Consider the following 26544-nt stretch of genomic DNA (forward strand, 5'->3'; position numbering starts at 1 on the left):
AATTCATGTCCGCCAAGGAACGCCCCTGCATCCTGATTGCCGACGACCAGCGCGACGTGCGCGAGGCACTGCGTTTGCTGTTCAAGGCCGAGGGCATCGATGCGACCAGCGTCGACGGGCCGCGCGCCGCGCTGGACGCGCTGCGCCGGCAGCGTTTCGATGTGGCGCTGATCGATCTCAACTACACGCGCGATACGACGTCCGGTCGTGAAGGTCTCGACCTGCTGCGTGAACTCAAGAAGCTGGACAGCGAATTGCCCGTCGTCGTGATGACGGCGTGGGGCACCATCAATGTCGCGGTCGAGGCGATGCGTCACGGCGCCGGCGATTTCATCGAAAAACCATGGGACAACCAGCGCTTGATGAGCGTGCTGGGCAATCAGCTCGCGCTCGGCCGTTCGCGTGGCGAAGCCGCCCGATTGAAGCGTGAGAACGAGATCCTGCGCGCCGATGGCGATGCGGAATTCGTCGCTGAATCCAGGGTCATGCGCGCGCTGCTGGCCCAGCTCGACCGGGTTGCTCCCACCGACGCGAACGTGCTGATCCTGGGTGAGAACGGAACCGGCAAGGGCGTCATCGCGCAGCGGCTGCACGCCGGCTCGAAGCGTGCCCAGCGAACGCTGGTCAAGGTCAACATGGGCGGCATCCCGGAATCCGTGTTCGAGGCCGAGATGTTCGGCCACGTGCGCGGCGCGTTCACCGACGCCAAGAGCGATCGCATCGGCCGCTTCGAACTCGCCGACGGCGGCACGCTGTTCCTCGACGAGATTGCCAATATCCCGACGGCCCAGCAACCCAAGCTGCTGCGTGTCCTCGAGGACGGCGAACTCGAGAGAGTCGGCTCCTCGCGCACGCTGAAGGTCGACGTGCGCCTGATCTCGGCGACCAATGCCGATCTCGCCGCCGAAGTCGCGCGCGGCGCGTTCCGCAAGGATCTGCTGTTCCGCCTCAATACGGTCGAGTTGCGCCTGCCGCCACTGCGCGAGCGCGAGGCGGACATCGCGCTGCTCGCACAGGCGTTCCTCGCGCATTTCGCGAAACGCTACCAGCGCGACACGCTGCGCTTCGCGCCTTCGGCGCTGCGCGCGCTCGAAGGCTATGCGTGGCCCGGCAACGTACGCGAACTTTCGCATGTGATCGAACGCACGGCGTTGATGCTGGACGGCGATGTGGTCGATGACGCCGCGTTGAATCTGAAACCGGGCACCACGCACGCGCTGTCCGGCGCCGCGGCGCTCGCTGCCAGCGGATCGATGACTGTCGACGCCGCCGAGGAACAGCTCGTGCGGCAGGCGCTGGAAAGCACCGGCGGCAATATCCAGCGCGCCGCAACACTGCTCGGCTTGAGTCGGCCGTCGTTGTATCGCCGCATGGAGAAGTACGGAATCGAGTGAGTGGCGAGCCATCTTCGGCGAGTAGGTTGGCGGTGAGCGAAGCGAACCCCAACGGTCCAAACGCTCGATGTCTGCGACGTGTTGGGGTTCGCTTCGCTCACCGCCAACCTACGATGCACACGAAAACCGCAGTTGGGCAACGACAGTCACGATGCGCGACAAACGATTCCGCTGGAACTACGAAACGCGCGTTCTTGCCGGCGCGCTGCTGGCCACCGCGCCGGCCTTGCTCGCGCTCGCTGTCGCACTGGGATTCGCACTGGACGATCACGCGCGCGCCGCGGCGATCTGGGGCGTTGTTGCCCTCGTCACGATCGGCCTCGTTTTCGTCCTGCGCCGCAACGTGGTGTATCCGCTCTACACGTTGTCAAACTTGCTCGAAGCGCTGCGCGAAGGCGACTATAGCTTGCGCGGCTCGCGAGCCCGACGCGGCGACGCGATCGGCGAAGTGGTGCTGGAAATCAATGCGCTGTCGCAAACCCTGCGCGAACAACGGCTCGCATTCGAGGAAAAGAGCGCGTTGCTGGCGAAAGTTGTCGCTGCGCTCGATATCGCCGTGCTCGCGTTCGACGCGGAAGGCCGGCTCAGGCTCGCCAATCCCGCAGCCCAGCACCTGCTCGATGCCACTTCGGCAGAATTGGCCGAACAAACGGTACAGTCGCTCGATCTCGATGATTGCCTGGCCATCGCCGACGTGCGCATGCTCGAGCGCAGCTTCGCCGGCGGCAGCGGGCGCTGGGAAGTCCGCCACGCGCGCTTCCGCGAAAACGGGCGCCCTCACGATCTGCTCGTCATCACCGATCTCAGCCGCGCGTTGCGCGAGGAGGAACGCCTCGCCTGGCAACGCCTGCTGCGCGTGCTCGGCCACGAGCTGAACAATTCGCTCGCGCCGATCCGGTCGATGGCAGGCACGCTGACCAAGGTGATCGCCTGCGAGCCGTTGCCCTCCGATTGGCGCGACGACGTGCAAGGCGGCCTGCGCGTCATCGGCGATCGTGCCGAGGCGCTCGCGCGTTTCATGTCGCGCTACACGCAGCTCGCGCGGTTGCCACCGCCGAACCCGCGGGAAATCGAGTTCGGCGCGATTGCACGCCGCGCGGCGCTGCTCGAACAACGCGTGGCTATCGCCATCGACGCAGGTACGACGCTGCACCTGCATCTCGACTCCGATCAGATCGAACAGGCACTGATCAACGTGACGCAGAACGCGGCCGACGCCGCGCTCGCGGGCGGCGGCAGTGTGACGTTGCGCTGGCGCGTCGCCGATGACGCGCTGATCGTCGAGGTGATCGACGACGGTCCCGGCCTGCCTCCCAGCGAAAATCTGTTCGTGCCGTTCTTCACGACCAAACCCGGTGGCTCCGGCATTGGTCTCGTCCTGGCCCGCCAGATCATCGAGGCACACGGCGGCACGTTGACCCTGGAGAATCGCCGCGACGTACGCGGCTGCATCGCGCGGCTGCGCCTTCCCGTGTGAGCGCGACGCCCGACCTGTGCGTCGTACGCTTCCGCGCTGCTCGACGAATATGTCAGGCTCGGCGCCATGCGACCGATTCCCGCCACCCGCCTGTCCGGCTTCTATTTCGCCTACTACGCCGCACTCGGCGCGTTCACGCCGTACTGGAGCCTGTTCCTGAAGGCACGCGGGCAGGACGTGGCTGCGATCAGTGTGCTGATGAGCCTTTGGTACGCGACACGCATCGTCGCGCCGAGTTCGTGGAGCTGGCTCGCGGAGCGCTCACCGCGTCCGGTGCGCTGGCTGCGCATCGGCTGTGCGATCACCTTCGCCAGCTTTGCGCTGTTCCTGCTGCCGATCGACTTCGCGGGATTGTTCGTCGCGATGTGCGTATTCTGCTTCGCCTACAACGCGGTCATGCCGCAGTTTGAGGCGATCACGCTGTCACACCTGACCGGCCGCAGCGAGCTGTATGGCCGCGTCCGGGTCTGGGGCTCGATCGGCTTCATCACCGTCGTGGCCGTGTTCGGTCTCGCGTTCGATCACGTTCCGGTCACGTCATTGCCGCTGCTGATGCTGCCGCTCTACGCGGGCCTGCTGGCAAGCAGCTTTTGCAACGACTACGGCGCGGACATCCCCGACGCGTCACCGGCGCGGACCGGCTTTCGCGAGCACCTGCTGCGTCGCGAAGTCATCATCTTCTTCGTGGTCGCGCTGCTCACGCAGATCTCATTCGGCCCTTACTACACTTTCTTCTCGCTGTACCTTGAACAGCACGCCTACCGGCCGTCCGCGCTCGGCGCGTACTGGACGATCGGGGTCGCCGCCGAAATCCTGATGTTCTTCCTCTCGGCTCGTGTGTTCATGCGCTGGGAGCCGACCTACGTGCTGGTCGTCGCGCTGGTCTCCGCCTCCCTGCGTTGGTGGGTGACCGCACTGCTGCCCGACAACATCCTGTTGATGGCGCTGGCGCAGGTGACGCACGCGCTCAACTTCGCCGCGTTCTTCGCCGCCTGCATGCAGTTGCTCGTGCGCTTCTTTCCGGGACGCCTGAATGGCCACGGCCAAGGGCTCTACTACGGGTTCTCGTCCGGCGTCGGCGGCGTTCTGGGCGCCTTGCTGGCCGGTCGGCTGTGGGCGATCGACGGCGGGCGGACTGCGTTCCTCGTGGCCGGCGTGATCGCCGCACTCGCGACCATCCTCGCGTTGCTCATGCTGCGTCCACGCCGGCGTCCCACGTCCGTCGGGCACTGCACCGACGAAGACCGTCGCGAGAAGCTGAGCTGAGGCCCGACGCGCACGCCGCCGCAGAGACGCCGGCGGCTCAGGCGTTCGCGAACGGAAACGCGATCATCTCGCGAATGTCGTCGCTTCCGGCGAGGCACATCAAGAGGCGATCGATGCCCAGCGCGACGCCGGCGCAGGGCGGCATGTCCTGGAGCGCCGCAAGCAGACGCTCATCGACCGGCAACTCACGCTGGCCGCGCGCACGGCGGCGCGCGTTATCCCGCTCGAAGCGCGCACGCTGTTCGGCTGCGTCGGTCAATTCGTGATAGCCATTCGCGAGCTCGTACGGCCCGAGATACAGCTCGAAGCGCTCGGCGACCGGAGGATCGCCGTCGCGGATCTTCGCTAGCGCGCATTGCGTCGCCGGAAAATCGTGGATCAGCGTGACGTGGTCACGCGACAGCGCAGGCTGCAGGTGATGCGTTATCAACAAATCGAGCCAGTCGTCACGACTCAGGCTCTGCGCATCGATGCGAAATTCGGCGAGCGGCGCCTGCAGCGCCTCGATCGACGCGCAAAACGGGTCGATGCCGAGCTCCGCTGTGAACCACTCGCGATAGGTGCGCTCGACGACGTGCGCGCTGCGCCCTACCAGCGCGAGTGCCGCGTGCACGAGATCGCTTGCCTCCGTCATCAGGCGGCGATGGTCGATGCCGACGCGATACCACTCCAGCATCGTGAACTCGGGATTGTGGCGCTGCCCGGCCTCGCCATTGCGGAACACGCGACCCAGCTCGTAGCAGTCGCCGACGCCCGCAGCCAGCAGGCGCTTCAACGGAAACTCCGGCGACGTGCGCAGCCAGCGCTCGCGCGCGCCGGCATCGGCATGACCGGAGAACATCGTGCTGAAACTCTCGATGTTCGGCTCGGTGTTGCCGGCTTCGCTGAGCATCGGCGTCTCGACTTCGAGCACGTGTCGCTCGGCGAAGAACGCGCGGATCAGGGTGTAGAGCCTTGCGCGCAGGTGCAACGCCGACCAGGAATCCCTGACTTCGCTGGACCTACTGCCATTGGCCGGCAGGCTCGCGATCTGTGCGCTCCGCCCCCTCTCCCAACCCTCTCCCCCCAACGATGAAGCTGTTGGGCGGAGAGGACTTTCATCGCTCGCCCGTCTGGCGGATGAGTCGGGGACCGCTTGGCTCCCTCTCCCCCGACGCAGTCGGGGGAGAGGGTTGGGGTGAGGGGGCGGGGCATCGGTCAGCGCGGCGACGATGGCATTCAGAACATCGCCGGTTTTTTCCAGCGCATCGTTGTTCCAGAAACGCAGCACGCGAAAGCCCAGTGCTTCGAGTGCCTGATTGCGTTTCACGTCATAAGCATGCTGGTCAAAATGCTGGCTACCGTCGAGCTCAACAATCAGGCGATGCTCGACGCTGACGAAGTCAGCGATATACCCATCGAGTGGATACTGGCGGCGGAACTTCGCGCCAAGCTGGTTCGCGCGCAAGCGCGACCAGAGCTTCCTCTCGGCATCGGTTTGCGCCTTGCGCAGGGTTTTGGCACGTTCCACGCGTTACCTCTGGGCGACGCGATTGGCCCGCACTTCGCGCATTCGCGGCCCCGCCCCCTCACCCCCACCCTCTCCCCCAACGATAGAGCCGTTGGGGGAGAGGGAGTGGATCGGCACGCTCTTGAAGCCCTCTCCTCCAAGCTTGCTTGGGGGAGAGGGTTGGGTGAGGGGGCGGGGCTCCAGGCACGCGATCACGTTGGATGCCCAATGAAAAACGCCAGCAGGCGTTCCTCATCCCAGATCTCGACGCCGAGTTCCCGCGCCTTGTCGAGTTTCGAGCCGGCGGATTCGCCGGCCACCACGAAGCTGGTCTTCTTCGACACACTGCCGGCGACCTTCGCGCCGAGCGCTTCGAGCTTCGCCTTCGCTTCGTCGCGGGTCAGTCCGGACAACGTGCCGGTCAGCACGACGGTGCTGCCCTCCAGCGGCCCCGTTTCGATGGCCGCTGCGCCAGCGGTCGCCGCGCGCAATTGCTCAACCGCATGCTCGCAGCGCAGCAGCAGATCGCGCCCGTCGTGGGTGACGATGAACGCCTGCACGGCATCAGCCGTGTCGCGCGGCAGACCGGCACCGGCCAGCGCGACCGCATCTGCCTTCAGCATGGCGCCGATCGAATCGAACGCGGCAGCAACCTGTTCTGCGCGCTTTGCGGTGAGTTTCGGAATCTCGGCTTGCTCGAGCACGCTCGCCATCGCCAGCTCGGCGCGCAGCTTTGCCGACGGCGCGTGCATGTCGATGATCGTCACGCCGCGTGCGATCAGGTCGTCGATCACTTTCTGGTTGCCAGGCTGCTGGAAGAACGCATCGATCGCGCGCGCGACTTCGCCGCCGATGTCCGGCACCAGCTTCAGGATCGGCCACGGCAGATGACGAATCAGTGCGAGGTCGCCGAACCAGACGGCCAGCGCCTTCGCGGTGCTTTCGCCTACATGTTCGATGCCGAGCGCGTAGAGAAACCGCTCCAGCGTCGTGCGCCGGCTGTGCCCTATCGCTTCGATCAGGTTCTCGGCCCACTTGGTCGCGACCTTGCCGGCCTTGACCCCGCTCTTGAGGAGATGTGCCGGTGTGGTGCCATCGCGCTCGTCAGCGCGGCGTTTCATCTCGAGCAGGTCGTCGAGCCTGAGCTTGTAGAGATCGGCGACGGACGTGACGTAGCCGAGTTCGCCCAAATCCTCGATATAGCGCTCGCCGAGGCCGTCGATGTCCATCGCGCGGCGCGCCGCGAAATGGAAGATCGCCTGCACGCGCTGGGCGGCGCAGGTCAGTTCGCCGGTGCAGCGCGCGACGACTTCGCCTTCCTCGCGCACGATATCCGAGCCGCAGATCGGACAATGCGCCGGCATCTGCCAGGGCTTCGCGTGCGGCGGCCGATGTTCCGGGATCACGCGCACGACCTCCGGGATCACGTCGCCGGCGCGGCGCACGATCACGGTGTCGCCGACCCGCACGTCGAGGCGCGCGACCTGGTCGGCGTTATGCAGCGTCGCGTTGGTCACGGTGACGCCGCCGACGAACACCGGCGCGAGCCGCGCGGTCGGCGTCGCCGCACCGGTGCGGCCAATGTTGACATCGATCGCCTCGACCGTTGTCTGCTGCTCCTGCGCCGGGAACTTGTGCGCGATCGCCCAGCGCGGCGTGCGGCCGACGAAGCCGAGTTCGCGCTGGCCGGCGAGGTCGTCGAGCTTGTAGACGACGCCGTCGATGTCGAACGGCAGCGCGTCGCGCTGCGCGCCGATGCGCGCGTAGTACGCGAGGCAGCCGGCCGCGCCGCGCGCGGTGTCGACCAGCTCGCTGACCGGAAATCCCCATTCACGCAGCTTCTTCAGCGTCGCCGAATGCGTCGCCGGCAACTCGCCGCCTTCGACCACGCCCAGCGCGTAGGCGTAGAACGCGAGCGGACGCTGAGCGGTGATGCGCGGATCGAGCTGGCGCAGGCTGCCGGCGGCGGCGTTGCGCGGATTGACCAGCGGCTTGATTCTGCCTTCCGACGCGCGCGCCTTTTCGTTGTAGCGCTCGAAACCGGCGCGCGGCATGTAGACCTCGCCGCGCACTTCGAGCACGCGCGGCCAGCCCTTGCCACGCAACTTCAAAGGGATCGCCTTGATCGTGCGCAGGTTCGGTGTCACCTCCTCGCCTTTCTCGCCATCGCCGCGCGTCGCGCCGCGTACGAACATGCCATCGTCGTAGCGCAGGCTGATCGCGAGTCCGTCGAATTTCGGCTCGACCGAGAAGAGTGGATCGCGCACTTCCAGGCGCTGCTCGATACGGCGCTCGAACTCCTCGACCTCGGCGTCGCTGAATGCATTGCCGAGCGAGAGCATCGGGATCTCGTGGCGCACCGTCGCGAACGCGCCTGATGGCGCGGCGCCGACCCGCTGCGTCGGCGAGTCCGGTGTGACCAGTTCGGGATGCGCCGTTTCCAGCGCGACGAGTTCGCGCATCAGCCTGTCGTATTCGGCGTCCGGGATGTCCGGATCGTCGAGCACGTGATAGCGGTGATTGGCGTCCTCGATGCGTGCGCGCAGTTCGGCGGCGCGGGCGGCGGGTTCCATGTCGACGGCATGTGTGCGGTTCATTGCTGCGAAGTTTACCGGGCTTGCCGCAGGGCGGCGTGACGACCCACGCAAGGCGCGTTCAAACTCGGGCTGCCGACCCGCAACCACCGAGGATACGACGATGGCGAAGAAAGCCTGGGCCGCTTTTCCGTATCCGGACAAGGCCTTCGACTATGCCGGCGACAAGCTCGCCAAGGCGTGGCCGGCGCTGCATGCGGGTGACCAGGAACCGTTTCCGGACGAGAAGCGCGTTGCCGCCCTTCTCAAATCCAGCCCGAAGCTAGGCGAGGACCCGAAGGCGATCGCGACCGCATTGCAGGATGCCTGGCGCGCGTTCCATCGCGGCGACTTCCAGCAAGCGTTCGAGGACGCTGTTGCGCTGAAGGCGCTCGGCGCCTCGGTCGCGGTCAAGGCCGGCGGCATCCACGCGACCTATCTGGTCGACGATGCCAAGGCGAAGACCGCGCGCTACGAGGAACTGATCGATCTTGCCGATGCGGCGATCACGGCGCTGCCGGACGAAGCGAACAGCCACTACCGGCACGCGTTCGCGATCGGCCGTCTCAGCCAGACCATCTCGATCACCAAGGCGCTCGCGCAGGGCCTGGCCGGCAAGGTCCGCGCCTCGCTCGATGCGACGCTGGAACTCGCACCGAAGCACGCCGAAGCGCAGACCGCGCTCGGTCTCTATCACGCCGAGATCGTCGGCAAGGTCGGCGGCATGCTCGCCAAGCTCACCTACGGCGCGAGTGCGATCGATGCGGAGAAACACCTCAAGCAGGCGCTCAAGCTGACGCCGGCGTCACCGATCGCGTGGATCGAATACGGCAACGGCCTGCTGCTCCTGCATGGCGAGAAGCGCGAGGACGAAGTCGCTGAAGCCTACGACAAGGCCGCCAGGCTGAAATCGCATGACGCGATGGAAGCGCTCGATGCGGCGTGGGCCAAGGAGCAGCTCGCATAGGCGACCGCGCTCCGCCAGCCGCTTCTATGGCGCACTGCATGACGTCGCTGCGCGCAAGCTCGATCGGCCATGTCGCGCACGTATCCAGCTCCGCCCCCTCACCCAGCCCTCTCTCCCAACGATGAAGTCGTCGGGGGAGAGGGAGTTAAAGGCGAGCCTGAGCGTCGGGAGATCCTCAGCCCAAACCACCAGCGGTAATCAGCTCGCAGATCACGCGCACGTCGCCATCCATCGCGCGGTCGCGGGCCATGAACGCGATGTGTTCGCGGATCTTCGCGTGCGCACGTGCGACCGCGGCTCCCGCATGGAAGTCCTTCGCTCCGACGAGCGATTTCGCCAACGCCTGCACTTCGCTCTCGAACTGTGCGCGCGCCGGATGGTTCGCGTCCGGCGCGTTCGCGATCTTCGCCGCGAGCGCGCGCCAGTCGCCGCGCTGGGCGAGGCGGCGCGCGGCATTCAGCATGTCCTGCCGGTAGTCGAGCGCCTGCGCGGCGGTGTACAGCTCCAGCGCGAGCACATGGCCGAGGTCCTCGGTCATCTCGAGCACGTGGCGCGCCTCGTTCGCGCCCATCGAGACATGATCCTCGGCGTTCGCGCTGGTCGGAATCGAATAAACCGAGGCCGGATGCGCACGCGTGGCCAAGTCGTTGACCAGCGCGGCGGCGGTGTATTGCACGATCATGAAGCCTGAATCGGTCGCGTCCTCGTTGCCGATCAGGAACGCGGGCAGGCCGTCGTTGGTCGCCGGATCGACGAGCTTGTTGAGACGCCGCTCGGAGATCGACGCAAGCACCGGGATCGCGGCCTTCACATAGCTCATCGCCAGCGCGAGCGGCATGCCGTGGAAATGGCCGGCCGAGATCACCTGATCCTCGATCACCATCGTTCCGGATTTATCAGGAAATATCAGCGGATTGTCGGTGACCGCGTTGAGCTCGATGTCGATCACGCGGCAGGCCTGATCGAACGCATCGCGCACCGCGCCGTGCACCTGCGGCATGCAGCGCAGGCAGTAGGCGTCTTGGGGCTGGTGCTTCTTGCCGCCCTTGAACGGCAGGAAGCGCTGATAGAACGCCTCGCGGCCATGACGCTGGCTGGGTGGCACGTAGTCCCAGGCGATGTCGAAATGCTGTTTCTGGTCCTCCGCGTCGCTCCACGAGTCGGCGAGCCAACTGCGGAAACGAGGCACGAGGTGATAGGGAATATCGGTCAGCGTCGAGCCATCAAGCAGCTCGCGCACGTGTCGCGCGGTCTCGACCTGGCCCGGATGCGGGCGCAGCGCATGCACTTCCTCGCGCAACGCGCTGCCGCGACCGGCGAACGCGTCGAGTGTCATCGCGGCGGCGAGATCCGCGGTCGCGAGCAGACTCTCCATCCGATCCAGCGCGAGCACGGCGGTCGCGAGCATCTGCGTGGTGCCGTTGTTCAGCGCGAGGCCTTCCTTGAACGACAGCCGTACGGGTGCCAGGCCCGCGCGCTTCAACGCCTCGGCGCCGGACAGGCGCTCGCCATCGAAGAACGCCTCGCCGCCACCGAGCAACACGATCGCGAGATGCGACAACGGTGCGAGATCGCCGCTCGCGCCGACCGAGCCTTTCTCCGGGATCACCGGAATCACGCCGCGATTGAGCAGATCGGCCAGCGCCTTCAGCGTGGAGACGCGGATACCGGAATACCCGCGCATCAAGGTGTTGATGCGGATCGCCAGCATCGCGCGCACGACTTCGGTGCTGAATGGCTTGCCGACGCAGACCGCATGCGTGATGACGAGGTTGTGCTGCAGTTCCTCGAGCAGCGTGCCGTCACGCTGCTCCGGATTGCCGCCCGGCAACTCGTCACGCGCGCGGTGAGCGCCGAGCAACTTGTCGGCATTGCTGCCGAAGCCCGTGGTGACGCCGTAAATCGGTTCGCCGCAGTTGACCTTGTCGGCAAGGAAATCCGCTGCGCGCTGCACGTGCGCAAGCTGCGCTTCGTCGAGCGCGATGGCGGCGCCGTGGCGCGCGACCGCGACCAGTTGTTCGCGGGTCAAGCTGTTGCCGTCGAGAAGAATCGTCTGCATGTGCATGAAAGAGTTGGGTAGGAGCGGCTTCAGCCGCGATGCTCTTTGTGAAAGTTGCCAACCAGGAATCGCGGCTGAAGCCGCTCCTACAGGTCGGTTTTATCCGGCAGCGGCTTTTCCCATCACCGCCGCCTGCTCGATCTCCACGCGCAAGGTCTCGGCGAGTTCCGCACGCGCGACCTCGAACTGGTCCTGCTTGCGCAGGTCCTTGACCGTGACGACGCCCTTCGCAATCTCGTCCGGACCGAGCACGAGCACGAAGCGGATGCCGGCGCGGTCCGCGTACTTGAACTGCCTGGCCAGCTTGCCCGGCTCGACGACCGCCTCGGTATTGATCCCGGCATCGCGCAGTTCGGTCGCGAGTTCCAGATAACGCGGCAGTTCGTTCTCGTCCATCTGCGCGACCAGCGCCTGCACCGTGCTGCGCCCACCCTTCAGCAATCCCGCTTCGCGCAATTGCCAATACAACCGCGTCGCGCCGATCGAGATGCCGACGCCGGGCAGGCGCGACTTCGTGTAGTGGCTGGCAAGGTTTTCGTAGCGCCCGCCCGAGCAGATCGATCCGACCTGCGGATGCCCGTTGAGCGTGGTCTCATAGACCGTGCCGGTGTAATAGTCGAGGCCGCGCGCGATCGAGAGATTCAGCGCGAAATGCGATTCCGGCACGCCGAATGCCTTGACCAGGCTCAGCACTTCCTTCAACTCCGCCCTGCCCTGTTCGAGCGCCTCGCTGCCGATGCCGAGCGCGTCGAGCTTCGTCAATGCGTCGGCGAGCGAGCTCGATCGGAACTGCACGAAGTCGAGCAGCTTGGCGGCGACATCGGCCGACAGGCCGAACGCGTCGCCGGCCAGCGTCTCTCGCACCGCATCCGCGCCGCGCTTGTCGAGCTTGTCGACTTCGCGCAGCACCGCACCCTGTCGCTCGGCATCGGCGATGCCGAGGCCTTCGAGCCAGCCGCGCATCAGCTTGCGGTTGTTGATCTGGATCGTGAACGCGCCGATGTCGAGGTCGCGGAACACGTTGTAGATGACCGCCGGCAACTCGGCGTCGTAGCGCACCGACAGCTGATCCTTGCCGACCACGTCGATATCGCACTGGTAGAACTCGCGGAAGCGACCGCGCTGCGCGCGTTCGCCGCGGTAGACGCGCTGGATCTGGTAGCGCCTGAACGGGAACACGAGATCGCGCTCATGCTCGGCGACATAGCGCGCGAGCGGCACCGTCAGGTCGAAACGCAGCGCCAACTCCGGCACTTCGCCGGCACCGGCGGCCTGCAGCGCGCCGGTCGACTGCACGAAATAGACCTGCCGCTCGGTCTCGCCGCCTTCCTTGGTCAGCAGCACGCTGGAGAACTCCATGACCGGCGTCTCGATCGGCAGGAAGCCGAAACGCTCGAAATTGCGCCGGATCGAATCCTGCATGGACTGGAACGCGACCTGGTCGAGCGGCAGCAGCTCGAGCACGCCGGGCATCGTGCGGGCTTGGGTGACGGCCATCGGTTTCCTTCGGATCGGCGCCGCGGCGGGGGAACGCACGGCGCGTGGAACAGTGATCGTCTAGATTACCAGATGGGTCGCGGATCCCGATCCTGCGCGCGTCGTCGCCCGCGTATCTGCGCCGCACGAAACCGGCCCACCGACCGGATGGTTCGATGATCGGTTGCGCCAGCGCCGGAGCGCCGTTAGAATTCGCGCCCCGCTACGGCGGTCCGGTCGGGGTGTAGCTCAGCCTGGTAGAGCGCTACCTTCGGGAGGTAGAAGTCGCAAGTTCGAATCCTGTCACCCCGACCAATAGAATCAACGAATTAGGCCACCGTGACCCGGTGGCCTTTTTCGTTTCTGCATGCCTTGAAGCAAAGCCTCGAGAGCAGCTTGGCGCACCTCGGCCGCACACTGTGTTCCAACGTTGTCACCGAGGTGACGACAAGGATACCGTTCGGCGTGCGGCGTCCTGATCCTGCGACGATGGATAACCGCCTACCACCTGCTGCTGCGTTGCAATTACCCCGTTTTGCAGAGATCCATCCATGACCAAAACATCGCACCGCCACCATGGTATTACGGTCAAAGTGGGTCAGGTCGAAGTCACCAAGCTCGGCGTACCGCGGTTCAGTCCGCACGATGCTTATCACCTGATCATGTCGCTGACCTGGCCGCAGTTCTTCGCCGGCGCCATAACGGTGTATCTACTCGCGAATCTCGTGTTTGCGACGGTCTATTTCCTTGGCGACCACGCGATCAACAACGCAGCCACATTCTCCGACTGCTTCTTTTTCAGCGTCGAGACCCTGGCGACAGTCGGTTACGGAAACATGAGTCCGGCCACCTTCTATGGACACTGCGTCGCGACATTGGAGATCCTCAGCGGCATGTTGAGCATGGCGGTGATCACCAGCCTGGTGTTTGCGCGCTTTTCCAAGCCGACGGCGCGCATCCTGTTCAGCCGCGTTGCGGTCATCTCCCCCTACAACGGCGTGCCGACGCTGATGCTGCGCGTGGCGAATCAGCGGCGCAGCTATATCGTCGAAGCAGCGGCGTCGCTCGTGCTGGTGCGTGACGAAGAAACACCGGACGGGCACAGCTTGACGCGCTTCTACGATCTGAAGCTCGAGCGTGCGCGTTCTCCGATGTTCGCGCTCAGTTGGCAGATCATGCATCGCATAGACGAGGCGAGCCCGCTGCACGGCGTCACCGCGGAGGCGATCAGGGACGGCGACATGCGTCTTGCGGTGACACTATCGGGCGTGGACGAGATCTTTGCTGCCGGTATCACTGCGCGCCACTCATACTCGCACGAAGACATTTTGTTCGAACGCCGCTTCGTCGACATCTTCAGTGAAGGTGACAACCCGCGGCATACGTACGTGGATCTGGGGCGTTTCCACGATCTTGAGGCCGAGGCCCCGGCGACCGAAATTTCCGCAGGATGAATGAAGCCAACAACGGATGAGGACACCAAAGCTCGCCTCGGCGCCCTGACCTTCAGGCACAAAAAACCCGGCACGAGGCCGGGTTTTTTGTGTCGATCGCGACGCGCTGGCCGAATGCGTCAGCGCTTCGATTGCTTGCGGTCGCCCGGACGGCTCTTGGACTGCGGGCCGGCCGACGGCTGCGGGTCGAGGTCATTGAGCAGTGCACGCAGGTCGACGGATATCGTGGCGCCGTTGCCGGCGATGTCCAGCGCCGCCATCGAACGTTTCGACAGTGCTGCACGATCGATGTACAGCTCGCGATCCTGTTCCGGTGGGCGCGTCGAGCTGCACAGGTTGCGGTTCAAGCGCAGCAGGCTGGTGCCGGAGCGCTGCCAAGGTTGGTCGGGCGAGAGCCGCTTGACCATCACGCTTTCGAGTTTGACGACGACGGTGTCTTCACTCACTTCCGCGCAACGCCCGATCCCGATATCGTAAGTCATGGAGTCTTGCATCCTCTAACAGTCAACAGGTTACACTCGTCCTCTCGCGCGACTTGAAACACGACACTTTCGGCCGTGGGCTTTCGCCGGGCGTAGGAGAACTGTCTATTATGAGGCCCCGCCCGTAAGATTCCGTTAGCCAAGCTCGAAATCGCTTTGCGTTTACATTCCAATAGTTTGATTTAAATAATAATTATTACAAATCCATGGCGGTCATGGATGGGACGCATTTGTCCCTCTGGCTTCGCGTAGACGCCGGCTGTCCCGCATCTACGTCACCCGTGACGTGCTCGGCCAACCACGCTCAACCGCCTCTGGTGTCCTCGATCGTCCACGCAGGCGGCCGCAACGCACAACGTCGCCCCATCGACCATCGCTGCGCCGTGCGTGCGAACTGGCGCCAGCCATCACTCAGGTCAGGCCGGCCGCAGGCCGCCGTTCGACGAACGGCGCGGAACCCTGCAGCAGCTCGTGCGTGTCGTGCCAGCATTCCCTGTCGAAGATGTTCAGGCGCGGCTTGACCCGATCGAGCTTCGCGTAGACCGCGAGCAGCGGCGCCGCATGCGCCGGCAAGGTCAGAATCAACGCGCCATCGGTCCATTCGACCGGCAACCTGCGGCCGTGCGTGTCGATGAGGGTTGCGGGCGCCGCACCCCTGGCCGGGAGTCGTGGCAGTGCGAAACGGAACCTCAGCGTTTCCGTCTTCGTCGCAAGTACGACCAGCAGTTCGTGACGGCGATGCAATGCCCAGCCGGGACGATGCGGGATGCGGATTTTCACGGACTCGGCGTGCGGTACGGAGACCGTGTTATTCGCATCGAAGTTTTTCGCATCGATAATGTCGAAGCACTCGGGCCGGGCCGCAAGAGCGAGCAGGCGGCGCCGACTCAGCGCGATCTGGCTGAGGTGAGCGAGCATGGCCTGCTGCTTGCGATGCTGGCCTGCCGCGTCAACCGCGGCCACGCGCGCATTCTCGAGGGCCTTGTCACCATGCACGACATAGCCGAGGCGGACACACGCACGGCCAGCGCGCAGCAACGCGAGATCGAACATCACGCGCAGCGCGCTGTGGTCCGGATGACGATCGCCCAATGCCGGCAGCGCGACATGGGTCGGCGCGAATGCGGCGATCTCGTCGGCGAGCGCGACGATCGCGCGATCATCACGCATCAGGTCATCGGTCAGGCCCTGGTCCGGCCAGCCCAGGAAGCGGGCGGACTGCATGTCCACGCCCAGCACCGCTAGCGCCGCTGTCGCCTCGCGACGCCGCCGCTCGCCCCAACGCGCACGCTGCTGGGGTCCGATGCGCCATCGCCGTTCGAGCCAACGCTGTGGCCACGGATTGTTGTCGCCATCGGTCGCGAACACGACGCGCAACGCTGCACCCGCAGCCAGCGCGGACTGGATCAGCGCGCCCGTAGCCAGCGTTTCGTCGTCCGGGTGCGGCGCGAACACAAGCAGGCGGTCATTGGAGGACAGTAGCAACGACGCCGTCATCGATCTTCCATTTCGGTAAACACGGGATCGCGGCGGATCGCCGCGTGATGTGCGGCAGCCTACCTGAAGTAGCCGGACAGCGGCGAGATCAACGGTACGCGCTGTACCGCGACGACAACAACACGCCTGATTGAAATTGCATGGTTCCGTTCATGCACGGTTATCGCATGGACCGGAAGATCGCGCCCTTCGAACACCCGTGTTCCTCTCATGCAGAATCCGACAGCAGCGGCGCGGCCGCAGGGCTCTACGCGCCGCGCGCACGACTACCATGAAATCCCGGGCGACAGCTTCTACCGTCTCGTGATCCTGCTCGGCTTCGCGCTGATGCTCTATGCGAGCTGGCGTTTCAACGTGTTCCACGGTGTGCTGCATTCGGCGCGCCATCATGAATGGGGCCGCTTCGTCGTCGGTCCGGCGATCCTGTGGGCGGCGATGGGTCTCTTGATGCTGCTGTTCCGCACGCTGCTCTGGTTCCGCTACCGCACGCCGCCGCTGGCGAACGCAGCCGATGCTCCGACGATGACCGTGATCATTCCGGCGTACAACGAGGGCGCGATGGTCGCGCGCTCGATCGAATCGGTCGCGCAGGCACACTATCCGCACGACCGCCTGGAGATCTTCGTCGTCGACGATGGCAGTGAGGACGACACCTGGGCGCACATCCAACGCGCGGCCGACGCGTTTCCCGCTCTGGTCACGCCGCTGCGCTTCGAGCGCAATCGCGGCAAGCGCGCCGCTCTCGAGGCGGGCTTCCGGCGCGGTCGCGGCGAAGTGATGGTCACGATCGATTCGGACAGCGTGATCGAAGCGGACACGTTGCTCGCGATGGCTGGCGCATTCCGTGATCCGAAAGTGGGTGCGGTGGCCGGCAAGGTCAGCGTGTTCAATCGCGAGGATGGGCTGATCCCGCGCATGCTGAAGGTGCGTTTCGCGCTGTCGTTTGATTTCCTGCGCGCGGTGCAGAGCACCTATGGCACCGTCTACTGCTGTCCGGGTGCGCTCGCCGGCTACCGATCGAGCGTCGTGCGCAAGGTGCTGGATGCGTGGATGAAGCAGCGCTTCCTCGGCCGCGCCTGCACCTACGGCGAGGATCGCGCATTGACCAATGACATCCTCAACGAGGGTTACGACTGCGTCTACCAGCGTGCCGCGATCGTGCATACGCTGGTGCCGACGACCTACCGACGCCTGTGCAAGATGTTCCTGCGCTGGGACCGCAGCTACGTGCGCGAGGAACTGCGCTTCATCGGCGGCATCGTCTGGAAGCGGCCATTGCGCGCACGCGCGATCGCGATCGTGGAATTCCTGATCACCAACCTGCGCTATCCGATCGGCTGGGCGACGCTGGCGCTGCTGGTCTCGATGACGCCGGTGCATCCCGAAGTGCTGCTGCGCTTCTGCTGTGCGTTGCTGCTGGTTTCCGCGTTCAACATGCTCTACTACCTGCGCAGCGAGCGCAGCTGGGATTTCATCTACGGCATCGGCTACGCGTTCTTCTCCGCGTTCGCGCTGTTCTGGATCTTCCCGTACGCGCTATGCACCGCGCGCGCAGGGCTGGCTGACGCGCTGACGCTGCGCGACTGTGGGTAGGAGCGGCTTCAGCCGCGATGCTTTCCTCGCGCTCGTCAAAAGCGCAAGAGCATCGCGGCTGAAGCCGCTCCTACAGAGGCGCGCAGGCGCCCTTACAGGGCCTTCAGACGCGCGCGCAACTCGTCCAGGCGCAGATCGGCGGCAGCACCCGGCGACACGCGCGCGGCCAGGCTCGACTCCGGCGTGCGGCCCTGCCCGGCTGATGCGGCGGTTTCCGCAGCCTGGCGGTACGCCTCGCGGAACGGCACGCCGGCCGCGGCCTGCTCGATCGCGACATCGGTCGCGTACATCGCAGGTTCGATCGCGGCACGCATCGCCGGCGCATTCCATTCGAACCGGGCGAGCAGGTCCGGCAGCAATTCCAGCGCCGCGAGTCCGTGCGTGAACCCGTGGAACAGAGACCCCTTCGAGAACTGCAGGTCGCGCTGGTAGCCGGACGGCAGCGACAGCAGGTGCTCGATCTCGGTGCGCGCCGCAGCAACGCTCGCATAGCTCGCACGCATCAGCTCGACGACATCCGGATTGCGCTTGTTCGGCATGATCGAACTGCCGGTCGTGTATTCGGAGGGCAGCGTCACGAAGCCGAACTCCGCCGTCGTGAACAGCGACAGATCCCAAGCCAGGCGACGCAAATCGAGCAGCGCAGTGCCGAGCGCATCGAGCGCGCCGATCTCGAACTTGCCGCGCGAAAGCTGCGCATAGATCGGGTTGACCTGCAGCCGCGCGAAGCCGAGCGCTCGCGTCGTGTACCCGCGGTCGAGCGGCAGGTTTACGCCATAGCCGGCCGCGGTGCCGAGTGGATTCGCATCGATCCACGCGAGCGTGTCGCGCGCGCGCCGCGTGTCATCGATGAACGCCTCGGCGAAGCCGGCGAACCACAGTGCGGTCGACGACACGACCGCGCGCTGCAGATGCGTGTAGCCCGGCAGCGGCAGGGACTCGCGTCCGGCACGGTCAAGACAAGCCTCGGCGACTGCGCGGCACGTCGTGAGCAATTCGCCCAGCTTCGCCTTCAGCCACAGTCGTGTCGCGACCAGGATCTGGTCGTTGCGGCTACGCCCGGTGTGTACCTTGCGGCCGGTGTCGCCAAGGCGTTCGGTCAGGCGCGCCTCGATCGCCGAATGGCCATCCTCGTAGCGCGCGTCGAGCACGAAGCGTTCGTGGCGGAAATCGTCGGCGAGCATGTCGAGTTCGCGCGTGATCGCATCGGCCTCCGCCACACTCACGATCCCGATGTTCGCGAGGCCACCGACATGCGCCTTGCTCGCTTCAATGTCGTGCAGGAAGAACTCGCGATCGAGCATCACGTCGTCGCCCGCGAGGAAGCGCATGATGCGCTCGTCGGTGCGCGTGCCGGATTTCTGCCATAGCAGGTCACTCATGCCGATTCCTCTCTGTGCTCGCGTCGACCAGCCGCGCGACAACCGCTTCGATCGGCAGTTCGCTGCGCTCGCCGCTGCAACGCCGTTTCAGTTCTGCCATGCCATTCGCCAATCCGCGTGGGCCGACCGCGATCTGCCATGGCAGGCCGATCAGGTCCATGTTCGCGAATTTCGCGCCGGCGCGAGCGTCGGTGTCGTCGTGCAGGACGCCGATGCCGCGCGCCTCGAGCTTCGCACGCAGCTCGGCGCAAGCCGCCGCGGTCGCCGGGTCGCCCGGCTTGACGTCGAGCAGGCCGACATCGAACGGCGCGACCGCATCCGGCCAGACGATGCCGGCTTCGTCGTGACAGGCCTGGACGATCGCACCAACGAGACGCGACACGCCGATGCCGTACGAGCCGCCGTGCAACGCGCGCGCGGAACCGTCCGGCATCGTCACCTGCGCACGCATCGCCTCCGAATATTTCGTGCCGAAATAGAAGATCTGGCCGACCTCGATGCCGCGAGTGCGCAGCCGCCGCGGCTCGGGAACCTCCGCTTCGTAACGTACCGGATCGTGCACGTCCGAGGTCGCCGCGTAGCGCGTAGTCCACTCGCGAATCACCGGTTCGAGATCGCCATCGTAGTCGACATCGGCATCCGGAACCGGCAGGTCCAGCACGCCACGATCGCAGTACACCTCGGACTCGCCGGTCTCGGCGAGCACGATGAACTCGTGCGACAGGTCGCCGCCGATCGGTCCGGTTTCCGCGCGCATCGGGATCGCCTTGACGCCGAGGCGCGCGAAGGTGCGCAGGTAAGCGACGAACATGCGCTGGTACGAGCGACGCGCGCCGGCCTCGTCGAGGTCGAACGAATAGCCGTCCTTCATCAGGAACTCGCGCCCGCGCATCACGCCGAAGCGCGGCCGCTGCTCGTCGCGGAACTTCCACTGGATCTGGTAGAGGTTGCGCGGCAGGTCGCGCCACGAGCTGACCCCGGCACGGAAGATCCCGGTGACCATCTCCTCGTTGGTCGGTCCGTACAGCATCTCGCGCTTGTGACGATCGCGGATGCGCAGCATCTCGGGGCCGTAGGCCTCGTAGCGGCCGCTCTCGCGCCACAGGTCGGCGAGCTGCAGGGTCGGCATCAGCAGCTCGATCGCGCCGGCGCGATCGAGTTCCTCGCGCACGATGCGTTCGATGTTCTTCAGTACGCGCAGGCCGAGCGGCAGCCAGGCGTAGATGCCGGCTGCCTCCTGCCGGATCAATCCGGCGCGCAGCATCAGGCGATGCGAGGCGATCTGTGCCTCGGCGGGATTGTCCTTCAGGGTCGGCAGGAAGTAGCGGGAGAGTCGCATGGGTTTCCTCGATGCGGATTGGCGATTTCGGATGCGTGACGCATACGCGTCACGGTCGCGGGATCGCCTCCATCTCATCGAAACCGAACGCGAGGTTGAGGTTCTGCAGCGCCTGCGTCGCGGCGCCCTTGAGCAGGTTGTCGAGCGTCGCGACGATGACGACGCGCTTGCCGCCGGGTGCGACCGCAAATCCGCCGACTTCCGCATAGTGCTTGCCCGCGATGGCGCTTACCCACGGCGCCTCATCGATCACCCGGACCAAAGGCTCGCCGTCATAGAACTCACGATAGTGCGCCTTGACCGCATCAGCGTTCGTCGACTGCTGCAGCCACAGATTCACCGTCATGGTGATGCCGCGGAAGTGCGGCCCGACGTGCGGCATGAACTCGACCGGCACGCCGAGCTGGCGCGTGACTTCGCGCTCGTGCAAATGATCGACCAGTGCATACGGCATCAGGTTGTCGCGCAGCTTTTCCGGGTTGTTCTTGTCCGACGGTGTGGTGCCGGCGCCGGAATAGCCGGATACGCCGAAGCAGGCCGGTGGCGCAGCGAGTTCGTCCTTCAGCGGCGCAATGGCGAGCTGCATCGCGGTCGCATAGCAGCCGGGGTTGCTGATGCGCTTCTGGCCGGCATAGCGCGTGCGCGTGAGTTCAGGCAGGCCGTAGTACCAGGCATTGTCGAAGCGGTAGTCCGCCGACAGGTCGACGATCACGGCGTCCGGCTTCTCCGCATCGATCGCGGCGACGATCTCCTTCGCCTTGCCGTTCGGCAGCGCGAGCACGACCGCATCGGCGCGTCCAGCGGCCACCGCCTCGTGCGACAGGTTCTCGTAGCGCAGCCCGCCGGCGAATTCGGCGACGTGATCGGTCACGCGCTGGCCGTCCAGCTCGCGCGAGGATACGAACGCGAGTTCGAGGCCGGGATGGCGCGCGATCAGGCGGATCAGCTCGGCGCCGGTGTGGCCGCGCGCGCCGACGATGCCGACCGATTTGACGTCATGGGCATTCATCGTCTCAGTCCGTCAGCGTCGGAGTGCGTTCGCGGCAATGCGCGACGCAACGCTCGATGTCGGTGAAGTCCTCGATGCCGTACCAGAACACCTTCCACTTCGGCATCTTGATGCAGCCGTCGCTTTCGGCGAAGTAGAACGCATTGACCGGATTGCCGCGACGCGAACGCCAGAACAGGTGCGGCGTCTGCTCGCGCATGACCTGCCACACGGCACGGCCGAGGCCTTCACCCTGCGCGTCGTCGAGCACGGCGAATTTGTCGAGATAGATGTGGTTGTCCTCATCGGTCAGGATCACAGCCGCACGGTAGTTCTCGCTGACATAGGCGCGCTGCAGGCGCGTGCGCTGGAAATAGTCCGGCAGCAGGCGACGCCCGAACGCGGATTCGATCAGCTCCTTCAGGCGCGGCAGGTCGAGTTCGTCCCATGCACCCACGCGCAGCACGCGTTCGCCGCGCCGCACCAATGTGCCCGAGCCCTTGTGGGTGAACAGCTCCTTGGCCAGCTCCGACGGTTTGGTGATCGACACCGACGACGACGGCGGCAGGCCATCGAGCAGGTCCTTGATCTGCTCCAGCTTCACCCGCATGCCACCGTTGATCCACGGCTGCGCGATCAGGTGCTCGTACTCGGTGGACAGGTTGATCGAATCGATCACGCGGCCATGCTCGTCGAGCAGGCCGCCGGTCCCGGTCAGGAACACGATCTTGTACGGCTGCAGCACCTGCACCAGTTCGTTCGCGGCGAAGTCGGCATTGACGTTGACGATCTGGCCGTCGCCGGTTTCCGCGAGCGAGGCGATCACCGGGATCGAGCCGACCTTGATCGCGGCCTCGATGCCGTCGGTATCGACGCGCACGACCTTGCCGACCAGGCCGTAGACGTCGCGATCGAGGTACTCGGCCTCGAACACGCCGGACTGGATCGAAGTCGCGCGCACGCCCTGCGCCTGCAGCGCCTCGACCAGCTTCAGGTTCTCCTGCCGCATGACCTGGCGCACGACCGCGAGCACGGCCGCGTCGGTCACGCGCAGGTTGTCGACCGTGCGCTTCTCGATGCCGGCCGCCTTCATGCGCTCGTCGAGCTGCGGGCCGGCGCCGTGCACGACGATCGGCGTCAGGCCGACCTGCTGCAGGAATGCGAGCGAGGACACCAGCGCGTCGAGTTCATCGCGCAGGATCGCGCCGCCGACCTTGACCACCGCGAAGCGGGCAGCGTCGAGCTGCGAGAAGCGTTTCAGGTATTGCTGGATCTCCTTCGTGCTGGCCATGTTGGACAGCAGGCGGACGATCGTGGTGCGCATATCGGCCATGGTCACGTGCGACTCAATTCCCGCATACCGGAAGCAACCCCCGATCGCCGCGGGCGTTCGAGGACGAGAGCGCGGCGCGCGCGGACAGCGGGGCAGTCATGGTGTCTTCTCCAGCAGGCGTTGATAGGTAGTAGCGACGGCTTCGAGCTGGTCCAGCGCGACCCATTCGTCGGCGCTGTGCGCCTGCGCAATGTCGCCGGGGCCGTAGACGATCGTGGTGTAGCCAGCCTGCGAGAACAGCGCAGCCTCGGTCCAGAAATCGACCGCGTTGCCGATGGTCAGATCCAGCGCATCGGCTAGATCGCGTGCAGCGAGCCGGCGTGCCTCGGCGTGTGCGATATCGCCGGCCGGCAGCGACGGGCCGCGGAAGGTTTCCGTGAATTCGACAGGAGCAACCTCGGCGAGATCACGGAACGTGCGCAGCAGATCGTCGGTGTCCATCGACGGCAGAGGACGGAAGCCGAAGCGTACTTCGGCACCCGGCGCGATCACGTTCGCCTTGATGCCGCCCTCGACACGGCCGATATTGAAACGCAGACCGGTGAGTCCGCCGAAGCGCGCATGCGAGAGCGAGTCGACATGATCGAGCGCCCGATCGCCCCAGCGGATCGCCTGGTGCAACGCGCTGTCGGTCATTTTCTGTTCGCCCGACGCATGGCCCGCGCGACCGGCGAAGCGCATCAGTACCGAGCTGATGCCGCGATGCGCGAGCACGGCTTCGCCGCGCGTCGGTTCGGCAACGATGACTGCATCGATTGCCGGCGACTCACGCAGGAACGCTGCGATACAACGCGGATCGTTCGCCTCCTCGTCGCTGGTGAACAAGAACGCGGCCTCTCCGTCACTCGCCTGCGCAGCGGCGACCAATGCCGCCGCGGCGCCCTTGATGTCGCAGGCGCCGAGGCCGATCGCGCGATTTGCGCTCACGCGCAGTTCGTGCGGGCTGGCGGTCCACGCCGGCGAATCCGGCACGGTGTCCAGGTGCACGTTGAACAGCCATTTCGGCGCGCCGCGCACGGCGTACAGGCTGACTGCGCCGGCGCCGTGGTCGGTGACTGTGCAATCGAAGCCCGAGAGCTGCGCACACAAGTAGTCGAAGATGCCACCGGTACCCATTGCACGCGGCGGATTGCGTGTGTCGAATGCGACCAGCGCACGCAGGTGAGTGAGCGTGGCATCGAGCAGGTCGCTCACTTGACGGAGCCCCGGTTCACTTCCGCCCACAACGTCGAGCTCATGCCGAACAGCTTGATGAAGCCCTCCGCCTCGGCCACGCCCCAGTCCGCCGCCTGCGCATAGGTCGCGCCCTTCGCGTTGAGGATGTGCTTCGACTCGATCGCGACCGCGTTGACGACTCCGCCGCTGGTCTCCAGCATCACTTCGCCATTGACCATCGCCTGGCTTGATTGCAGGAATGCCTCGAGGTCGGTCTTCAGCGGGTCGTGGAAGAAACCTTCATAGACCAGCTCGACCCACTTGCGCGCGACTTCGGGCTTGAAGCGGTTCTGCTGCTTGGAGAGCACCGCTTCTTCCAGTGCTCGGTGCGCGGTCAGCAGCGCGGTCAGGCCCGGCGCTTCGAAGATGATGCGTCCCTTGAGGCCGATCGTGGTGTCGCCGGTGTACAGGCCACGACCGACACCATATTGCGCGAACAGGCCGTTGAGCTTAGCCAGCATCGTGTGGCCGGCGATCTTTTCAGCGTCCAGCGCGACGGCCTCGCCGTGCTCGAAGCTGATCTTCACGCGCAGCGGCTGCGACGGCCATTCCGCACGCGGCTTGCACCAGCCGCGCACACCCTCGCCGGGCGCCTGCCAGCGGTCGATCTCGCCGCCGGACATCGTGAGTCCGAGCAGGTTCTCGTTGATCGTGTACGCCTTCTGCTTGGCGCGCACGCCGAAGCCGCGCTCCTCGAGGTACTTCTGCTCGTAGGCGCGGACCTCGGTGTGTTCCTTCTGGATCTCGCGGATCGGCGCGACGATCGTGTAGTCACCGAGTGCCTTGACAGCGAGGTCGAAACGCACCTGGTCATTGCCCATGCCGGTGCAGCCGTGCGCGATCGCCTTGGTGCCGAGCTCGGCCGCGCGCTTCAGCGCCGCCTCGACGATCAGGTAGCGGTCCGACACCAGCAGCGGATACTGGCCCTGGTAGCCCTCGCCGGCCCAGACGAACGGTTTGACGAAGTCGCTCCAGATCGCCGGGCCGCCGTCGACGGTGACGTGCGAGGCGACACCCAGTTCCTCCGCGCGCTGCTCGATGAACGCACGCTCTTCCGCGTCCACGCCGCCGGTATCGGCGAACACGGTATGCACGCTCCAGCCGCGCTCCTTGAGATAAGGCACGCAGAAGCTGGTGTCGAGGCCGCCGGAGAAGGCAAGAACGATGGATTTGCTCATTTCGATTCTCGTAAGGTGGGCCTCGGCCCACCGTGGTAGTGGAATGGATGGGGTGGCTGAAGCCCCTACGACACCAGCGCCGCCATCACCGCCTTCTGCACGTGCAGCCGGTTCTCGGCCTCGTCGATCGCGATGCAGGCGGGTGAATCCATCACCGCGTCGGTGGCCTTGACGTTGCGGCGCAGCGGCAAGCAGTGGCTGAACACGCCATGGTCGGTCAGCGCCATCTTGGCTTCGTCGACGATGAAGTGCTTGTGCGCATCGCGGATCGGCTTTTCATCAGCCCAGCGACCGAAGTACGGCAGTGCGCCCCAGCTTTTCGCATAGACGACATGCGCGCCGCGGTACGCGCTCTGTGGATCGTGGCTGATCGTCAGCGACCCGCCGTTCTCGGCGACATTCGCCCGTGCGAAATCCATGTAACGCGAATCCAGCACGTACTCTGGCGTCGGGCACAGCAGGGTCACGTCCATGCCGTAGCGCGTGGCGATCTGCAGCGCGGAGTTCGCCACCGCGGTGTTCAGCGGGCGCGGGTGGTAGGTCCAGGTCAACACGTATTTCTTTCCGTGCAGGTCCCTGCCGAAGCGCTCCTGCAGCGCCTGGATATGCGCAAGCTCCTGGCATGGATGGGTGATCGTTTCCATGTTGATCACAGGCACGGTCGCGTACTTCGCGAACGCATGGATCACGCGGTCCTGGCGATCGATCGACCAGTCCTGGAATTTCGGAAACGCGCGCACGGCGATCAGGTCGACATAACGAGAAAGCACACGCGCGACTTCGGCCACGTGTTCCTCGGTCTCGCCGTCCATGACCGAACCGACATCGAATTCGATCGGCCACGCGTCCTTGCCTGGTGCCAGCACGACGGCGTGACCGCCGAGCTGGAACGCACCCAGCTCGAAGCTCGTGCGCGTGCGCATCGAGGGATTGAAGAACAGCAGCGCGATCGACTTGCCTTCGAGCTGACGACCGGCCTTCGAGCGCTTGAACGCCGCCGCCTGGTCGAGCAGCGCGTCGAGATCGGCGCGGGACCAGTCCTGGGTACTGAGAAAATGGCGTAGCGTCATCGAGGGTTCCTGTTGTTTCGTCGAAGATCAGGCCGGAAAAAGCTCAAAAACAAAAACCCGGCGCTCGGGCCGGGTTTTATAGTCGAAGCGTATTGAAGACGCGCGACAGCCTACCCGGCGGAATGGCGGGGTTCCGGTCGGCGCGCGCGCGAAGTCATGCCAGCGGCCATGCGGGCGCTGGTGACAATCTGCGGCTGGGCGGCGACTCTGGACATCGGGCTGGTCGTAGGGGGAAACAAAACGGAAACGCAACTTACCGGCAAACGTGACGCAGTGCAATATGCGGTTCGCGCGAGCATCTAAAGCAAAACG

The 26544-nt window shown here is 65.4% G+C and carries 19 protein-coding genes, 1 tRNA gene and 1 pseudogene; 7 read left to right on the plus strand and 14 right to left on the minus strand.

All coding sequences use genetic code 11. The features are described from left to right. Window positions 1-5 precede the first annotated feature (5 nt). The 3 genes from ABD002_RS14315 to ABD002_RS14325 all read left to right on the plus strand — a co-directional run bounded on the left by ABD002_RS14315 (window position 6) and on the right by ABD002_RS14325 (window position 4137). On the plus strand, window positions 6-1394 hold the full coding sequence (locus ABD002_RS14315) for a sigma-54-dependent transcriptional regulator (RefSeq protein ID WP_343792282.1): 1389 nt from the start codon (window positions 6-8) through the stop codon (window positions 1392-1394). 151 nt (window positions 1395-1545) lie between these two features. Beyond that, the gene (locus tag ABD002_RS14320; protein ID WP_343792284.1) at window positions 1546-2871 is read left to right on the plus strand and encodes a sensor histidine kinase; all 1326 of its coding nucleotides are present in this window, start codon (window positions 1546-1548) and stop codon (window positions 2869-2871) included. 66 nt (window positions 2872-2937) lie between these two features. Beyond that, a complete protein-coding gene (locus ABD002_RS14325) occupies window positions 2938-4137 on the plus strand; it encodes an MFS transporter (RefSeq protein WP_343792286.1) in 1200 nt (399 codons plus the stop codon). 37 nt (window positions 4138-4174) lie between these two features. On the opposite strand, the gene epmA is transcribed toward ABD002_RS14325, so the two are convergent. The 3 genes and pseudogenes from epmA to ligA form a co-directional block, all read right to left on the minus strand. Beyond that, window positions 4175-5107 carry an EF-P lysine aminoacylase EpmA gene (gene epmA / locus ABD002_RS14330; RefSeq protein WP_343793267.1) on the minus strand — a complete coding sequence of 311 codons (933 nt, stop codon included), beginning with the start codon at window positions 5105-5107 and terminating at the stop codon, window positions 4175-4177. A 240-nt stretch (window positions 5108-5347) separates the two neighbouring features. Then, window positions 5348-5647 (minus strand): annotated as a pseudogene (locus tag ABD002_RS14335) (endonuclease domain-containing protein); the annotation flags it as partial. 191 nt (window positions 5648-5838) lie between these two features. Beyond that, window positions 5839-8199, minus strand: a complete 2361-nt coding sequence (gene ligA, locus ABD002_RS14340; protein ID WP_343792288.1) for an NAD-dependent DNA ligase LigA — start codon at window positions 8197-8199, stop codon at window positions 5839-5841. 124 nt (window positions 8200-8323) lie between these two features. Here ligA and ABD002_RS14345 point away from each other — a divergent pair, with 124 nt between their 5' ends. After that, a complete protein-coding gene (locus ABD002_RS14345; RefSeq protein ID WP_343792290.1) occupies window positions 8324-9166 on the plus strand; it encodes a tetratricopeptide repeat protein in 843 nt (280 codons plus the stop codon). Between the two features lie 175 nt (window positions 9167-9341). Here ABD002_RS14345 and ABD002_RS14350 read toward each other — a convergent pair whose 3' ends face one another. Both ABD002_RS14350 and hisS read right to left on the minus strand, forming a co-directional pair. Beyond that, a complete protein-coding gene (locus ABD002_RS14350; protein ID WP_343792291.1) occupies window positions 9342-11225 on the minus strand; it encodes an HAL/PAL/TAL family ammonia-lyase in 1884 nt (627 codons plus the stop codon). A 99-nt stretch (window positions 11226-11324) separates the two neighbouring features. Continuing rightward, window positions 11325-12722, minus strand: coding sequence for a histidine--tRNA ligase (hisS, locus tag ABD002_RS14355; protein WP_343792293.1), 1398 nt, complete (start codon window positions 12720-12722; stop codon window positions 11325-11327). Between the two features lie 217 nt (window positions 12723-12939). Here hisS and ABD002_RS14360 point away from each other — a divergent pair. Together ABD002_RS14360 and ABD002_RS14365 are read left to right on the plus strand one after the other, a co-directional pair. Beyond that, window positions 12940-13016 (plus strand) — tRNA-Pro (locus ABD002_RS14360). Between the two features lie 236 nt (window positions 13017-13252). Next, window positions 13253-14155 carry an ion channel gene (locus ABD002_RS14365; protein ID WP_343792295.1) on the plus strand — a complete coding sequence of 301 codons (903 nt, stop codon included), beginning with the start codon at window positions 13253-13255 and terminating at the stop codon, window positions 14153-14155. A gap of 119 nt (window positions 14156-14274) precedes the next feature. Here the strand turns inward: ABD002_RS14365 and ABD002_RS14370 are convergent, their stop codons facing one another. After that, window positions 14275-14637, minus strand: a complete 363-nt coding sequence (locus ABD002_RS14370; RefSeq protein WP_343792297.1) for a hypothetical protein — start codon at window positions 14635-14637, stop codon at window positions 14275-14277. Window positions 14638-15048: 411 nt separating this feature from the next. Continuing rightward, window positions 15049-16134, minus strand: coding sequence for a PIG-L deacetylase family protein (locus ABD002_RS14375; RefSeq protein ID WP_343792299.1), 1086 nt, complete (start codon window positions 16132-16134; stop codon window positions 15049-15051). Between the two features lie 210 nt (window positions 16135-16344). Here ABD002_RS14375 and ABD002_RS14380 point away from each other — a divergent pair, with 210 nt between their 5' ends. Continuing rightward, window positions 16345-17727: a glycosyltransferase family 2 protein gene (locus tag ABD002_RS14380; RefSeq protein ID WP_343792301.1), complete on the plus strand. Its 1383-nt coding sequence runs from the start codon at window positions 16345-16347 to the stop codon at window positions 17725-17727. A 92-nt stretch (window positions 17728-17819) separates the two neighbouring features. Here the strand turns inward: ABD002_RS14380 and argH are convergent, their stop codons facing one another. The 7 genes from argH to ABD002_RS14415 form a co-directional block, all read right to left on the minus strand. Beyond that, window positions 17820-19109 carry an argininosuccinate lyase gene (argH, locus tag ABD002_RS14385; RefSeq protein WP_343792302.1) on the minus strand — a complete coding sequence of 430 codons (1290 nt, stop codon included), beginning with the start codon at window positions 19107-19109 and terminating at the stop codon, window positions 17820-17822. Beyond that, window positions 19102-20448, minus strand: coding sequence for a proline--tRNA ligase (gene proS, locus ABD002_RS14390; RefSeq protein ID WP_343792303.1), 1347 nt, complete (start codon window positions 20446-20448; stop codon window positions 19102-19104). The genes argH and proS overlap by 8 nt, the downstream gene beginning before the upstream one ends. Window positions 20449-20497: 49 nt before the next feature. Further along, on the minus strand, window positions 20498-21457 hold the full coding sequence (gene argC, locus ABD002_RS14395) for an N-acetyl-gamma-glutamyl-phosphate reductase (protein ID WP_343792304.1): 960 nt from the start codon (window positions 21455-21457) through the stop codon (window positions 20498-20500). Between the two features lie 4 nt (window positions 21458-21461). Then, window positions 21462-22769, minus strand: a complete 1308-nt coding sequence (locus ABD002_RS14400) for an acetylglutamate kinase (RefSeq protein ID WP_343793269.1) — start codon at window positions 22767-22769, stop codon at window positions 21462-21464. 96 nt (window positions 22770-22865) lie between these two features. After that, on the minus strand, window positions 22866-23963 hold the full coding sequence (locus ABD002_RS14405; protein WP_343792305.1) for an acetylornithine deacetylase: 1098 nt from the start codon (window positions 23961-23963) through the stop codon (window positions 22866-22868). Further along, on the minus strand, window positions 23960-25162 hold the full coding sequence (locus tag ABD002_RS14410) for an argininosuccinate synthase (RefSeq protein WP_343792307.1): 1203 nt from the start codon (window positions 25160-25162) through the stop codon (window positions 23960-23962). The genes ABD002_RS14405 and ABD002_RS14410 overlap by 4 nt, the downstream gene beginning before the upstream one ends. Window positions 25163-25227: 65 nt before the next feature. After that, window positions 25228-26232, minus strand: coding sequence for an N-acetylornithine carbamoyltransferase (locus ABD002_RS14415; protein ID WP_343792309.1), 1005 nt, complete (start codon window positions 26230-26232; stop codon window positions 25228-25230). Window positions 26233-26544: the final 312 nt, after the last annotated feature.

The sequence above is a fragment of the Dokdonella soli genome, assembly GCF_039523175.1.
Classification (GTDB): domain Bacteria; phylum Pseudomonadota; class Gammaproteobacteria; order Xanthomonadales; family Rhodanobacteraceae; genus Dokdonella_A; species Dokdonella_A soli.

Excerpts from the sequence above, each read along its gene's own strand:
- ABD002_RS14315 (WP_343792282.1), top strand. The coding sequence starts at position 6 with ATGTCCGCCAAGGAACGCCCCTGCATCCTGATTGCCGACGACCAGCGC.
- ABD002_RS14320 (WP_343792284.1), top strand. The coding sequence starts at position 1,546 with ATGCGCGACAAACGATTCCGCTGGAACTACGAAACGCGCGTTCTTGCC.
- ABD002_RS14325 (WP_343792286.1), top strand. The coding sequence starts at position 2,938 with ATGCGACCGATTCCCGCCACCCGCCTGTCCGGCTTCTATTTCGCCTAC.
- ligA (WP_343792288.1), bottom strand. The coding sequence starts at position 8,199 with ATGGAACCCGCCGCCCGCGCCGCCGAACTGCGCGCACGCATCGAGGAC.
- ABD002_RS14345 (WP_343792290.1), top strand. The coding sequence starts at position 8,324 with ATGGCGAAGAAAGCCTGGGCCGCTTTTCCGTATCCGGACAAGGCCTTC.
- ABD002_RS14350 (WP_343792291.1), bottom strand. The coding sequence starts at position 11,225 with ATGCAGACGATTCTTCTCGACGGCAACAGCTTGACCCGCGAACAACTG.
- hisS (WP_343792293.1), bottom strand. The coding sequence starts at position 12,722 with ATGGCCGTCACCCAAGCCCGCACGATGCCCGGCGTGCTCGAGCTGCTG.
- ABD002_RS14365 (WP_343792295.1), top strand. The coding sequence starts at position 13,253 with ATGACCAAAACATCGCACCGCCACCATGGTATTACGGTCAAAGTGGGT.
- ABD002_RS14370 (WP_343792297.1), bottom strand. The coding sequence starts at position 14,637 with ATGACTTACGATATCGGGATCGGGCGTTGCGCGGAAGTGAGTGAAGAC.
- ABD002_RS14375 (WP_343792299.1), bottom strand. The coding sequence starts at position 16,134 with ATGACGGCGTCGTTGCTACTGTCCTCCAATGACCGCCTGCTTGTGTTC.
- ABD002_RS14380 (WP_343792301.1), top strand. The coding sequence starts at position 16,345 with ATGCAGAATCCGACAGCAGCGGCGCGGCCGCAGGGCTCTACGCGCCGC.
- argH (WP_343792302.1), bottom strand. The coding sequence starts at position 19,109 with ATGAGTGACCTGCTATGGCAGAAATCCGGCACGCGCACCGACGAGCGC.
- proS (WP_343792303.1), bottom strand. The coding sequence starts at position 20,448 with ATGCGACTCTCCCGCTACTTCCTGCCGACCCTGAAGGACAATCCCGCC.
- argC (WP_343792304.1), bottom strand. The coding sequence starts at position 21,457 with ATGAATGCCCATGACGTCAAATCGGTCGGCATCGTCGGCGCGCGCGGC.
- ABD002_RS14400 (WP_343793269.1), bottom strand. The coding sequence starts at position 22,769 with ATGGCCGATATGCGCACCACGATCGTCCGCCTGCTGTCCAACATGGCC.
- ABD002_RS14410 (WP_343792307.1), bottom strand. The coding sequence starts at position 25,162 with ATGAGCAAATCCATCGTTCTTGCCTTCTCCGGCGGCCTCGACACCAGC.
- ABD002_RS14415 (WP_343792309.1), bottom strand. The coding sequence starts at position 26,232 with ATGACGCTACGCCATTTTCTCAGTACCCAGGACTGGTCCCGCGCCGAT.